The sequence below is a fragment of the Glutamicibacter soli genome, from assembly GCF_003309065.1.
Classification (GTDB): domain Bacteria; phylum Actinomycetota; class Actinomycetes; order Actinomycetales; family Micrococcaceae; genus Glutamicibacter; species Glutamicibacter soli.
The window spans coordinates 24,702-37,456 of record NZ_POAF01000008.1; the positions used below are offsets into that span (position 1 = coordinate 24,702).

The following is a 12,755-nucleotide window of genomic DNA, read 5'->3' on the forward strand; positions in this document are numbered from 1 at the left end:
AAAAGTTGAAAATACGCCGAATGTCCCTCCCGCCCGATAACCTTTAAATGAGCCGAAAGCTCGAAGTTTTTGTCAGGAATAACGGGAAGTGTGGTTGACCCATCGTGAGCGAGGAACAGGCAAGCAAGGTCCGCGGTGCCGGGATGCTCAAGGAGCCCCGCCCGGTGGGCCCCACCGGCAAACCACTCTCGGAATTCCCCGTACCCGCCGCCCTGCCGTCCCACGGCCCGGCACGCGTCATCGCCATGGTGAACCAGAAAGGCGGGGTGGGCAAAACCACCTCGACCATCAACCTGGCCGCAGCGCTCGCCGAGTACGGCCGCAAGGTGCTGCTGGTGGACTTCGACCCGCAGGGCGCGTTGTCCGCGGGCTTCGGCACCAACCCGCATGAAATGGACGTCACCGTCTACAACGTGCTGATGGACCGCAATGTGAAGATCACCGACGCGATCCGCCAGACCGATGTGGAGAACATCGACCTGCTCCCGGCGAACATCGACCTGTCCGCCGCCGAGGTGCAGCTGGTCAACGAGGTCGCCCGCGAGCAGGTGCTCGAACGCGCGCTGCGCCACGTGATCGACGACTACGACGTGGTGCTCATCGACTGCCAGCCATCCCTCGGCCTGCTGACCATCAACGCGCTGACCGCCGCCCACGGCGTGATCATCCCGCTGACCGCCGAATTCTTCGCACTGCGCGCCGTGGCCCTGCTGATGGAAACCATCGACAAGGTCAAGGACCGCCTGAACCAGGTGCTGGAACTCGACGGCGTGCTGGCCACCATGTACGACGCCCGCACCCTGCACAGCCGCGAGGTCATCACCCGCCTGGATGAGGCTTTCGGCGACAAGCTCTTCGAAACCGTCATCAAGCGCACCATCAAGTTCGCCGACGCGAACGTGGCCGCAGAGCCGATCACCTCCTACGCCGCCAACCACCCCGGCGCGGAGGCCTACCGCAACCTGGCCCGCGAGCTGATCTGGCGTGGTGGTGCCCCGTAATGAGCACCATGCTCAGCGAGGACCAACGCGAACAAACCGCCACCGGCACCCCCGACGAAAGCCCCGACACGGGCCAGGGGGAATCGGCTGGCGGTTTTCGCCTTGCCCTGGCAAATTTCAACGGGCCCTTTGACGTCCTGCTGCACCTGATCACCAAACGCGAACTGGACATCACCGAGGTGGCGCTCGCCGAAGTGACGGACGAATTCATCGCCTACCTGCGCGAGCTGCAGGACAGCAGTCGCGAAGCCGGCAGCGACGGGATGAAGATCCTGGATGAAACGACCGAATTCCTGGTCGTCGCCTCCACGCTGCTCGATCTGAAGGCCGCCCGGCTGCTGCCGCGCGGGGAAATGGCCGACGAGGAGGACTTCGAGCTGCTCGAAGCCAGGGACCTGCTGTTTGCGCGGCTGCTGCAGTACAAGGCGTTCAAGCACGCCGCCGCCTTCCTGGGGGAGCGCTACGAGTCCGAAGGCTCGCGCCGTCCGCGCGAGGTGGCGCTGGAGCCGGAATTCGCCGCGCTGCTGCCCGAGCTGATCTTCTCGATCGGCCCCGAACGCTTCGCCCAGATCGCCGCCGGCGCGCTGGCGCCGAAGCCCGAGCCGATCACCGAAGTGGGGCTCGGCCACCTGCATGGAGCGAACGTCACCATCGCCGCCGAGGCGGAGTCCATCGCGGAACTGCTGGCCGCGCACGGGGCCATGGACTTTACCGCGCTGGTCGCCGACGCCGCCGAGCATCTGGTGGTCGTGGTGCGTTTTCTGGCATTGTTGGAGATGTTCAGGCAAAAGGTCATCAGCTTCGAGCAGCTGGACCCGCTCGGCCCGCTGCAGATCAGCCTGGCCGGGGAGTCTGACTTCGACGCCGACGCGGTGCAGGACGACTACGAGGGGAGTGGTGAGGCGGATCATGAGTGAGATTGCACCCATTGACCAGCTTCCCGGAGGCCTGGAATCGGGGCTCGAAGCGGTGCTGATGGTCGCAGATACCCCCGTATCCTCGGCGCGTTTGGCCGAAATCTTCGAGGTGCCGGTACCCCGGATCGCTGCCGCCTTGGAGAACCTGGCGAACGAGTATGATAGTAAGGATCGCCCGCGCGGATTTGAACTGCGACGCGTCGCCTCCGGGTGGCGCTTCTATTCGCGGGCCGATTATGCCGATTTCGTCTCCAGTTATGTGCTCGACGGGCAAACAGCACGCCTGTCACAGGCCGCCCTAGAAACCCTGGCTGTCATCGCTTACCGACAGCCGGTCTCGCGTGGACGTATTTCGGCGATTCGAGGTGTCAACGTCGATTCGGTGGTGCGCACACTGCTCACCCGCGGATTGATCACGGAGTATCCGGAGATGGGCGATGGTGGAGCGACGCTCTACCAAACGACCGAATACTTCCTGGAACGACTGGGACTGGGCTCGCTCCAGGAGCTGCCCGCGCTGTCCCCGTATCTGCCCGGGGTGGCCGATCTCGAATCGCTGGATTCGGCAACCTACGACGACTAGGCAATGCAGCTGTGCAGCATTGCCCGACAGGACCAACGACGCCTAGGCCCACCGGCCGCAGGCGCGCGAATACGTAACAGCAAGGGACAAGTCTTAGCATGAGCAGGGGATCCTCCTCCGGCCGCAACCCACGCGGCAACAATTCAAACTTCGGCAAGCCAGCCGGTTCCCGTTCGGGACAGGGCGGCAAGCCCGGCGCCGGCGGCAAGTCCTTCGGCAAGACCGGTGGACGCCCGGGCTCCGGCCCGGCCAAGCCCTACGGCAAGCCGGCCGACTCCAAGCCCTACGGCAAGTCCGCGGGCGCCAAGTCCGGTGGATCCAAGCAGGCCGGCGGCTCGGCCAAGCGCAACACCTCGGCGGCGCGCAAGAACTCCGAGCGCGCCTTCTCCAAGGAGCGCTTCGGCAACTCGGTGCCGACCAACTACGCCCGCCCGACCCAGCGCGCCCGCGCCCAGGCCCGCGCCGAGAGCCAGGCCGCCCGCGCCCAGTACGGCGAGTTGATGGACGGCGTGCGCCTGCAGAAGGCCATGGCCAACGCCGGGGTCGCTTCGCGCCGCGTCTGCGAGGAGATGATCCTCGAAGGCCGCGTGGAGGTCAACGGCAACCTGGTCGTCGAGCTGGGCACCCGCATTGACCCGGCGAAGGACTCCATCCACGTGGACGGCATGCGCATCCAGCTGAACAAGGCCGCCCGCTACTACGTCTTCAACAAGCCCAAGCACGTCATGTGCACCATGGACGACCCCGAGGGCCGCCGCACCATTGCGGACTACTTCAAGAACGAGCACCTCTCCCAGCGCCTGTTCCACGTCGGCCGCCTGGACTACAAGACCGAGGGCCTGCTCATCCTGACCAACGACGGGGAGCTGGCCAACCGCCTGCAGCACCCGAAGTACGAGGTCCCCAAGACCTACCTGGTGCAGGTCCCCGGCCCGCTGCCGCGCTCCGTGGGCAAGCAGCTGCGCGACGGCGTCAAGCTGGAGGACGGCTGGATCAAGGTCGACGACTTCAAGCTGATCGACCAGTCCCCGAAGCACGTGATGGTGGAAGTGACCCTGCACTCGGGCCGCAACCGCATCGTGCGCCGCATGTTCGACGCCGTGGGCCACCCGGTCGAGCGCCTGGTGCGCGTGGCCATCGGCCCGATCCAGCTCGGCGACCAGAAGCAGGGCGTCATCCGCTCCCTGGGCAACCAGGAAGTCGGCCACCTGATGAAAATGGTGGGGATGTAGCCCATGGCCACCTCACACCTCGCCGGGCCGGTGCTGGTCATCGGCACCGGACTGCTGGGCACCTCCGTGGGACTGGGGCTGCGCGCCAAGGGCGTGAGCGTCTACCTGCAGGACATTTCGCCGACCGCCCAGGGCGTGGCCCAGGACATCGGCGCCGGCGTGGTGCTGCACGGGGAGAAGATCGCTCCGGAGCTCGTGGTCATCGGCGCACCGCCGGACGTCACCGCCCGTCTGGTCGGCGACGCCCTGCTGGCCTACCCGAACGCCACCGTGGTGGACATCGCCAGCGTCAAGGGCTCGATCCTGGACGCGGTGCTTGCCGACGAGCGGCTGGGCGAGGCGGAAACCTCGCGCTACGTGGGCACCCACCCGATGGCCGGACGCGAGAAGTCGGGCCCGGCCGCCGCCCGCGGCGAGCTGTTCACCGCCATGCCGTGGGTCATCTGCGCACACCAGAACGCGCAGCCGGACCGCGTCATTGCCGCCGAATCGCTGGCCATCGACCTGGGCGCGACCATGCACCGCATGTCGGTGACCGAGCACGACGAGTCGGTGGCGCTGATCAGCCACTTCCCGCAGGCCGCCAGTTCGATGATCGCCTCCCGGCTGCTGAACGCCGAGGGCCACCAGCTGGCCCTGGCCGGCAATGGGCTGCGCGACACCACGCGCATCGCCGCCAGCGACGAGAAGCTGTGGATCCAGATCTTCGCGCACAACTCCAAGGCGCTGATCCCGATCCTGACCGGCATGAAGGAAGACCTGGACCGGCTGATCAACACCCTGCAGCACCCGGAGGAACCCGGCGCGCTGCTTGACCTCTCGCAGCTGATGACCGAGGGCAACGCCGGCCGCGCCCGCATCCCGGGCAAGCACGGCGCCCCGCCGCAGGCCTTCGCCCTGGTCACCGTGGTCGTGGATGACAAGCCCGGGCAGATCGCCGCGCTGCTGGCGCAGATCGGCGAGGCCGGGATCAACATCGAGGACCTGCGCATGGAGCACTCCGCGGGCCATCAGGTCGGACTGGTGGACGTCTCGGTGCTGCCGGGGCGCCGAGACGAACTGATAAACGCATTGATTTTCAACGGATGGAAGGTTGCCCAGTGAGCATCGAGAACAACCAGGACCTCGCGGACGCCAAGCTCGTCGTCGCCATCGACGGACCCAGCGGTTCGGGCAAGTCCTCGGTGTCCAAGGCAGTGGCCCGCAAGCTGGGCGCTGCCTACCTTGACACCGGAGCGATGTACCGGGCGATCACCTACTCGGTGCTCGCTGACGGCACCGACCTGGCCGACGCCGCCGCCGTGGCCCAGGCAGTGCGCGACGCCAAGCTGAGCATCTCGGTGGACCCGGACGCCGAACTGGTGGTCATCGGGGACACCGACGTGACCGCCGCCATCCGCGAACCGCGCATCTCCGAGCAGGTCTCCACGGTTGCCACCAACTTGGAGGCCCGCGCCGAACTGGTGCGCCGCCAGCAGGAGATTATCGCTGCGAACACCCGCATCGTGGCCGAGGGCCGCGACATCACCACCGTGGTCGCCCCCCACGCCCACGCCCGCATCCTGCTCACCGCGTCCGAGGAGGCGCGCCTGCGCCGCCGCGGACTGCAGCTGGGCGGCACCCAGAACGACGCGCAGCTGGCTACCCAGGTGCTGGCGCGCGACGCCAAGGACTCGACCGTGGTGAACTTCACCCAGGCCGCGGACGGCGTGATGACCGTGGATTCCTCGGACCTGGATTTCGAACAGACCATTGCCGCCGTGCTCGACGCCGTCGAGACCGCCACCACCAACTAGCCACGAGCTGGTGCCCATCCTCGGCGAGAGCCGATGAAGATTACCGATCGCTGTGAAGGGAAAATCATGAGCGAGAACAACTCCACCCACGACGAGGAATACATCCCCGTTGGAGACGACGATATCGCCGAGCGCCTTGCCGAACTGAGCGAAGAAGACGCCGCGATTCGCACCCAGGCCCTGCTTTCGGGCCTGGACGACTACGACCTGGACGACGAGGACGCCGCGTTGCTCGCGGGCCTGGACGAGTACGACGAGGATGAGAAGGACGTTGTCATCCCGCCGGTGCTCGCCGTCATCGGGCGCCCCAACGTGGGCAAGTCCACCCTAGTCAATCGCATTATCGGCCGCCGCGAAGCGGTCGTCGAAGACACCCCGGGCGTGACCCGCGACCGCGTGTCCTACTCCGCCGAGTGGATGGGACGCCCGTTCACCATTGTGGACACCGGTGGCTGGGAGCACGATGCCAAGGGCATCCACGCCTCCGTGGCCGAGCAGGCCGAGATCGCCGCCGACGTGGCCGACGCCATCATGTTTGTGGTCGACTCCCATGTGGGGGCCACCGCCACCGACGAGGCAGTGGTGAAGATGCTGCGCCGCAAGGGCAAGCCGGTCTTCCTCGTGGCCAACAAGGTCGACGACTTCAACCAGGAAGCCGAGGCCGCAGTGCTCTGGGGCCTGGGCTTCGGCCAGCCGTGGCCGGTTTCCGCGCTGCACGGCCGCGGCACCGCCGACCTGCTGGACGCGGTCATGGAGAAGCTGCCCACCCACTCGGCCTACGGGGGAGTCATCCCCTCCGGCGGCCCGCGCCGCATCGCGCTGATCGGCCGCCCGAACGTGGGCAAGAGCTCGCTGCTGAACAAGCTCGCAGGCTCCGAGCGCGTGGTGGTCGACGACTACGCGGGCACCACCCGCGACCCGGTGGACGAACTGGTCGAACTGGGCGGGGAAGTCTGGCGCTTCGTGGACACCGCGGGCATCCGCCGCCGTCAGCACATGGCCGTCGGCTCGGACTACTACGCCTCGCTGCGCACCCAGTCAGCCCTGGAGAAGGCCGAGGTCGCCGTGGTGCTGCTGGCCGCGAACGAAACCGTGTCCGAGCAGGACGTGCGCATCATCCAGCTGGCCATCGAGGCCGGCCGCGCGCTGGTGGTGGTCTTCAACAAGTGGGACGAGGTGGATGAGGACCGCCGCTACTACCTGGAGCAGGAAATCGACCGCGACCTGGCCCACATCCACTGGGCGCCGCGGGTGAACATGTCGGCCAAGACCGGCTGGCACAAGGACAAGATGATCCCGGCGCTGCACACCGCGCTGGAATCCTGGGACAAGCGCATCCCGACCGGCAAGCTCAACGCCTTCCTGGGTGAGCTCGTCGCGGCCCACCCGCACCCGGTGCGCGGCGGCAAGCAGCCACGCATCCTGTTCGGCACCCAGGCTTCGGCCCGCCCGCCGAAGTTCGTGCTGTTCACCACCGGATTCCTGGATCCGGGCTACCGCCGCTTCATCACCCGTCGCCTGCGTGAGACCTTTGGTTTCGACGGCAGCCCGATCGAAGTATCGATGCGAATCCGCGAACGCCGCGGCCGCAACAGGTAACGGTTCGAAAAGTCCACCCGACTTGGTGTAGGCTTATCTAGGAGCTTTTCGCAGACGGCACCCTTGGTTCTCACGACTTGGGGATAACGGCTGCGAAGGCATCGGGCTATGGCGCAGCTTGGTAGCGCGCCTGACTGGGGGTCAGGAGGTCGCAAGTTCAAATCTTGTTAGCCCGACCAGCGGATCAACCCCGGCGAGATTCTCGCCGGGGTTTTTCATGCCCGAAAACTGCCCGCCGAGCAAGGGAAAAACGATGCGCCGCAGATTCATGCAGGTCGACGTGTTCAGCCGAGACCCGTACAAGGGCAACCCGCTGGGGGTCGTGCTGGACGGCGAAGGGCTGGACACCGCGCAGATGCAGGACTACTCCAGCTGGTCCAACCTCTCCGAGGTCACCTTCGTGCTGCCGCCCAGCGACGGGCGCGCGGATTTCCGTTTCAGGATCTTCGCCGGCGAGCAGGAGTTCCCCTTCGCCGGCCACCCCACCCTGGGCACGGTGAAAGCCTGGCTGGCCGCCGGCGGGAGACCGCAAAACGCTGCCGAGGTGATCGCCGAATGCCAGACGGGCCCGGTTCCCGTGCGGGTGCAGGACGAGCTGCTGTTCTTCCAGAGCCCTGCGTTGCTGCGCTCCGAGGCGCTGGAGGAGGCAGAAGTCCGGAAGATCAGCGAGATCCTGGGCATCGACGCCGAGGCGATCACCGCCGCCTTCTGGGCAGACAACGGTCCGGGGTGGCGCGCGGTGCTGTTGGAGGACGCCGACGCGGTGCTGGCGCTGGCGCCGGATGCGTCGCGCCATCCCGGCATGTGGAAGATCGGGGTGCTGGGACCGCTGGAGTCCGGTGGCTTCGAGGTCCGCGCGCTGAAGTTCGCCGACGGCGTCTTGCGCGAAGACCCGGTCACCGGGAGCCTGAACGCCGCCGCGGCCGAGTGGCTCGTCGCGCACCAGCTGGCCGAAGTCCCGTTCTGCAACCGCCAGGGCACCGTGCTGGGCCGTCGCGGACTGGTTCGATTCCAGCAGGAGGACGGAACCTTGTGGACCGGAGGCGCAACCCACGTGCTGATCGACGGCCAAATAGAGCTCTGAGCACCGCGGCGGCAGTCCTGCCGGATTCAGGCCTGGCTGGTGTCAAGCTCCTCGGTTCTGGCCACCACGCTCACCTCGGTTCCCAGCACGGACACCGTCACGGACTTCAGCGACGGATCGCCAAACTCTTCCAGCAGCCGCAACGCGAAATATTTCAGATCCCGATCCGTGGTGGGTTCCGAGCCGTTCACACTCAGTTCCAGCTCGCCGGGCTTCGAGGCTCCCCAGCTGACGATCTGGCGTTCGGCGGTCCCCGGCATCCACAGCTGCACCGAGGAATCATCGCGCAGCCAATAGGCTTCCATCAGCTGGTCCGCCCAGCGTTGGCCCTCAACGGCTTCGCCGCGTTTCCGCTCCAGCTCGGTCTGCTCTTTGGGGGATACCGCCGGGGCCGTGGGCGAACTCGGCTCGAACTCCAGCGGCGCGCAACCAACCAGGGCGCAGACGAGCAGCAGGACGCTGGGAACTGCGAGCCTGCGCATTGAACCTCCTGGATTGCCGCACTCTGAATTCTAGTTGCCGCACGCTCTCATTGCCCGCGCCAGCGGCTGAGAGTAGGCTGAATCCATGGGTACGTTGCATCATTAAGACTGCCGCCGCGTTGAGCCGTGCTCCGCGATGGACAGTTCTGATCCGCCGCAGGTCACCTGCGGCGGCACCCTTGAACGTACCGGTTCCGCCTGATTCGCGGGCCGCCAGCAGATGACGGATGGCCATGACCCGACAACACGACCCCTCGAATATCCCTGCGGCTGAGCAGGCCGCGGTGCCCTCAGCGGAATTCACCTGCCAACTTCTGGACCTGAGCGTGAGCTTCGGCGACCGCGACGTCCTGGAAAACATCGACTTAGCGATCGGACCGGCCGATCGGATCGCGGTGCTCGGCGACAACGGCTCGGGAAAATCAACGCTCCTGCGTGTATTGTCAGGCACGCTTGCGCCTGACCGCGGTGAGCGGCGCGCCACCGTGCCCGGCGCCATCGCCTACGCCGCGCAGAATCCGCAATTACCTGGCACCGCCAGCATCGCCGAGGTCATCGACTCTTACCATCACCGGCTGCGGCAGCTGGAAGAACTGATCGGCGCCATCGGGGCCCGGCTCGCGCAAGCCGAAGACGCCGAGGCTGAACGGCTGCTGGCCCAGCTCCAGCTGGTGACCGACCTGTACGAGGCGGCCGACGGATACTCCGTCGGTCCGCGGCTGGACAGTTCGTTGCAGCAGCTCGGGCTCGGAGGCATTCCCCGAGGGACGCCGGTTGGCACGTTGTCCGGGGGCCAGCGCTCGCGGTTGGCGCTGGCCTGCGTGCTCAGCTCCGGTGCGCAACTGCTGCTGCTCGACGAACCGACCAACGACCTCGATGACACCGCGCTGCACTGGCTGGAAACCACGCTCCGGCGGCACCGCGGCGCACTGGTGCTCGTCAGCCACGATCGAGTCTTCCTGGAGCGTTTCGCCCGGCGCATCATCCTGGTCGAAAACCGCGGCCTGACAGCCTACGGCGACGGCTACCGGGGATTCCTGCGGGCCAAGGCCGCCGAACGGGCCGCCGCCATCGCCGCCTTCGACAGCTGGCGCGACGAGCTTGAACGCTCCGAAACCCTGGTCGCGAAGAACGCCGCACGCGTGGCGGCCATCCCGCGAAAGCAGGACAAAGCTGGTTTTGGGCACGGCTCCTTCAGGCTGCGCAGCAGGGACCACGGATCAACCAGCAGGATCCGGCAGGCAAAATCCCGGATCGAAGAACTTGAGTCAAACCCCGCGCCCAGGCCGGCGGAACAACTCGAATTCAGGATGCCGCACGGCGGGGACACCCCCGAAGAACCGCGGCAGCCCTTGCTACACTCCACCGGTGCGGCGCGGCGGGGAGTCCCGCGGCTCGTTCTTGGCGAAATGACGCTGGCCGCGGGGGACCGCTGGCTTGTGGGCGGACCCAACGGCGCCGGCAAAACCACGCTGCTGAAGGTGCTGGCCGGAGAGCTGCCCGTAGAGCGAGGCCTGGTCAGCCGCCGGGAAGGGCTGCGCATCGGATGGCTGCGGCAGGAACTCGGCAAGCTGCCCGGGGAAACCGTGATCGAGGCGTTCGCCGCCGCGCTGGGGATCTACCAGGACGAGGCGGTGTCGCGGATTTTCACGCTCGGGCTCTTCGCCCCGCGCGATCTCTTTGTGCACCCCAGGGCGCTGTCAGCCGGACAACGCCGCCGTCTCGAACTGGCCATCGCGGTCAGCCGGGAAGCGGACCTGCTGCTGTTGGACGAGCCGACCAACCACCTTTCTCCGGACCTGGTCGAGCAGTTGGAAGATGCGGTGGCGGATTATCCCGGAGCCGTTGTCACAGTGACCCACGACCGACGCTGGAGGGAAAAGCAAGGTGTGCATCGCGGTGTCCGGTTCCTTGAAGTCAAGCAGGGACGGGTGCGCTTCGACCGATGAACCGCTGGTGCCTGCATGGCGCCCGCCTTTTGTGAAGTGTCTTGTTGTGCCTTGGTTCACGCCTCGGCTACAGTAATAGTGCGATATGAGAACGTCGCGTTCGATTATTGAACATATGATTTGCTCGACTCAGCTGAATGGGGAGAAACAGTGCAGTTTCATCACAATGGATACGTCTCGGAAGATCCGCGCATCAAGCCTGCGGCGGGGACCGGAATTGACCGGCCCGTCGATCTTCCCGACACCATGGACGTGCTCATTGTGGGTGCAGGCCCGGCCGGCATCATCACCGCAGCCCAGCTCTCCCAGTTCCCGGACGTGCACACCCGCATCATCGACCGCCGTCCGCACCGCCTGCAGATCGGCCAGGCCGACGGCATCCAGTCGCGCACAGTAGAGACGTTCCAGGCCTTCGGCTTCGCTGAGAGCATCACCGCCGAAGCCTACCGCATCACCGAAACCACCTTCTGGAACCCGGACCCGCAGAACCCAAAGCACATCATCCGTACCGACCGCACCCCGGACGACGCGAGTGGTGTCAGCGAATTCCCCCACCTGGTGGTGAACCAGGCTCGCGTCATCGACTACTTCGCCGACTTCGCCCGGAACTCATCCGCGCGCATCGAACCGGACTACGGCTGGGACTTCGAGACCCTGGTGATCGAAGACGAGGGGGAGTACCCGGTCAAGGTCACCGTCACCGGAACCGGAGAGAACAACCAGGGGCAAAGCCGCGAGGTCCGCGCCAAGTACGTGGTCGGTGCGGACGGCGCCCGCAGCGGGGTGCGCCGTTCCATCGGCGCGACCTTGTCGGGCGACAAGGCGAATCACGCGTGGGGCGTCATGGACACCTTGGCCCTGACCGATTTCCCGGACGTGCGCACCAAGTCGGCCATTCATTCGAGCAACGGGTCGATCCTGCTGATCCCGCGCGAGGGCGGCCAGCTGTTCCGCCTCTACGTCGACCTGGGCGAGGTAGCGGAAGACGACAACGGAAAGGTGCGGCAGACCTCGCTGGATGAGATCATCCAGCGCGCGCGGGCGATTCTGCAGCCCTACACGCTGGACGTGAAGAACGTTGCCTGGCACAGCGTTTACGAGGTCGGTCACCGCCTCACCGACCGCTTCGACGATGTGCCGCTGGAGGAGATCGGAATGCGGGATCCTCGGGTCTTCATTGCCGGCGACGCCTGCCACACGCACTCGGCCAAGGCGGGCCAAGGCATGAACGTGTCCATGCAGGACGGCTTCAACCTGGCCTGGAAACTGGGCTACGTGCTCAGCGGACGGTCCCCGCAAAGCTTGCTGTCCACGTATTCCGCCGAGCGCAAGGTCATCGCCAAGGACCTGATCGATTTCGACAAGAAGTGGTCCTCGCTGATGGCCGCAAAGCCCGAGGAGCTCGAAGGCGAGGAAGGCGTCGCCGAATTCTACGTCCGCACCGCTGAATTCCCGGCCGGCTTCATGACCGAATACCAGCCGTCGGAGCTGACTGCCGTGAACGAGTTCCAGCACCTGGCCACGGGATTCCCGGTGGGCAAGCGCTTCAAGTCGGCCGAGGTCATGCGGCTTGGTGACAACAACCCGGTGCACTTGGGCCACCACCACCGCGCCGACGGCCGCTACCGCATCTACGTCTTCGCCGACCAGGCGGCGGCCGGTGCCGTATCGGCCGTGGCGAAACTGTCGGACTGGCTGCTGGACTCGGAGGATTCGCCCTTGCGACGCTTCACTCCGGCCGGCGCCGACATAGATTCGATTTTCGACGTCAAGGTCATCTACCGCCAGGACTACACCACCATCAACCTCAATGACGCGCCAGCGGTCTTCCGCCCGCACTGCGGCCAGTTCGGCCTGATGGACTACCAGAAGGTGTACACGGCGCTGGAAGGCAACAGCATCTTCGCCCAGCGCGGCATCGCCGACGAGGGAGCCATCGTGATCGTGCGACCCGACATGTACGTGGCCAACATCCTGCCGCTGCAGGCAACCGACCAGCTGCGCGACTTCTTCACCCCTGTGCTGCGCGAACAGCGCTAGGTCAGAAGCGGGCCAGCGGGTGCCTCAGGGCTCCCGAGGGCCCGCTTCGGAATTTTTACGCCCGGCCGGGAG

At 66.2% G+C, this 12,755-nt stretch carries 11 protein-coding genes and 1 tRNA gene; 11 read left to right on the forward strand and 1 reads right to left on the reverse strand.

Annotated elements, in window-relative coordinates; genetic code table 11:
* Positions 1-143 precede the first annotated feature (143 nt).
* The 9 genes from C1H84_RS15365 to C1H84_RS15405 all read left to right on the forward strand — a co-directional run bounded on the left by C1H84_RS15365 (position 144) and on the right by C1H84_RS15405 (position 8,212).
* On the forward strand, positions 144-1,001 hold the full coding sequence (locus C1H84_RS15365) for a ParA family protein (protein WP_047120632.1): 858 nt from the start codon (positions 144-146) through the stop codon (positions 999-1,001).
* Positions 1,001-1,918, forward strand: a complete 918-nt coding sequence (locus tag C1H84_RS15370) for a segregation and condensation protein A (protein ID WP_047118667.1) — start codon at positions 1,001-1,003, stop codon at positions 1,916-1,918. The genes C1H84_RS15365 and C1H84_RS15370 overlap by 1 nt, the downstream gene beginning before the upstream one ends.
* Complete coding sequence (gene scpB / locus C1H84_RS15375) at positions 1,911-2,501, forward strand: SMC-Scp complex subunit ScpB (RefSeq protein WP_047118668.1); 591 nt, start codon at positions 1,911-1,913, stop codon at positions 2,499-2,501. The genes C1H84_RS15370 and scpB overlap by 8 nt, the downstream gene beginning before the upstream one ends.
* A gap of 98 nt (positions 2,502-2,599) precedes the next feature.
* Complete coding sequence (locus C1H84_RS15380) at positions 2,600-3,733, forward strand: pseudouridine synthase (RefSeq protein ID WP_053797755.1); 1,134 nt, start codon at positions 2,600-2,602, stop codon at positions 3,731-3,733.
* Positions 3,734-3,736: 3 nt separating this feature from the next.
* Positions 3,737-4,837, forward strand: a complete 1,101-nt coding sequence (locus tag C1H84_RS15385) for a prephenate dehydrogenase (protein WP_047118670.1) — start codon at positions 3,737-3,739, stop codon at positions 4,835-4,837.
* Entirely contained in the window at positions 4,834-5,529 is a 696-nt protein-coding gene (gene cmk / locus C1H84_RS15390; RefSeq protein WP_231735975.1) for a (d)CMP kinase, read from the forward strand. The genes C1H84_RS15385 and cmk overlap by 4 nt, the downstream gene beginning before the upstream one ends.
* Positions 5,530-5,595: 66 nt before the next feature.
* Positions 5,596-7,128, forward strand: a complete 1,533-nt coding sequence (gene der, locus C1H84_RS15395; protein WP_113607897.1) for a ribosome biogenesis GTPase Der — start codon at positions 5,596-5,598, stop codon at positions 7,126-7,128.
* Between the two features lie 102 nt (positions 7,129-7,230).
* Positions 7,231-7,307: transfer RNA gene (locus C1H84_RS15400), tRNA-Pro, on the forward strand.
* A 74-nt stretch (positions 7,308-7,381) separates the two neighbouring features.
* Positions 7,382-8,212, forward strand: a complete 831-nt coding sequence (locus C1H84_RS15405; RefSeq protein WP_113607898.1) for a PhzF family phenazine biosynthesis protein — start codon at positions 7,382-7,384, stop codon at positions 8,210-8,212.
* A 26-nt stretch (positions 8,213-8,238) separates the two neighbouring features.
* Here C1H84_RS15405 and C1H84_RS15410 read toward each other — a convergent pair whose 3' ends face one another.
* A complete protein-coding gene (locus C1H84_RS15410; RefSeq protein WP_047118674.1) occupies positions 8,239-8,694 on the reverse strand; it encodes a hypothetical protein in 456 nt (151 codons plus the stop codon).
* A gap of 233 nt (positions 8,695-8,927) precedes the next feature.
* Between C1H84_RS15410 and C1H84_RS15415 the strand changes: the two genes are divergently transcribed.
* Positions 8,928-10,643 (forward strand): ABC-F family ATP-binding cassette domain-containing protein, encoded by a 1,716-nt coding sequence (locus C1H84_RS15415; RefSeq protein WP_181728170.1) that lies wholly within the window; start codon positions 8,928-8,930, stop codon positions 10,641-10,643.
* 150 nt (positions 10,644-10,793) lie between these two features.
* Positions 10,794-12,683 (forward strand): FAD-binding monooxygenase, encoded by a 1,890-nt coding sequence (locus tag C1H84_RS15420; protein WP_113607946.1) that lies wholly within the window; start codon positions 10,794-10,796, stop codon positions 12,681-12,683.
* Positions 12,684-12,755: the final 72 nt, after the last annotated feature.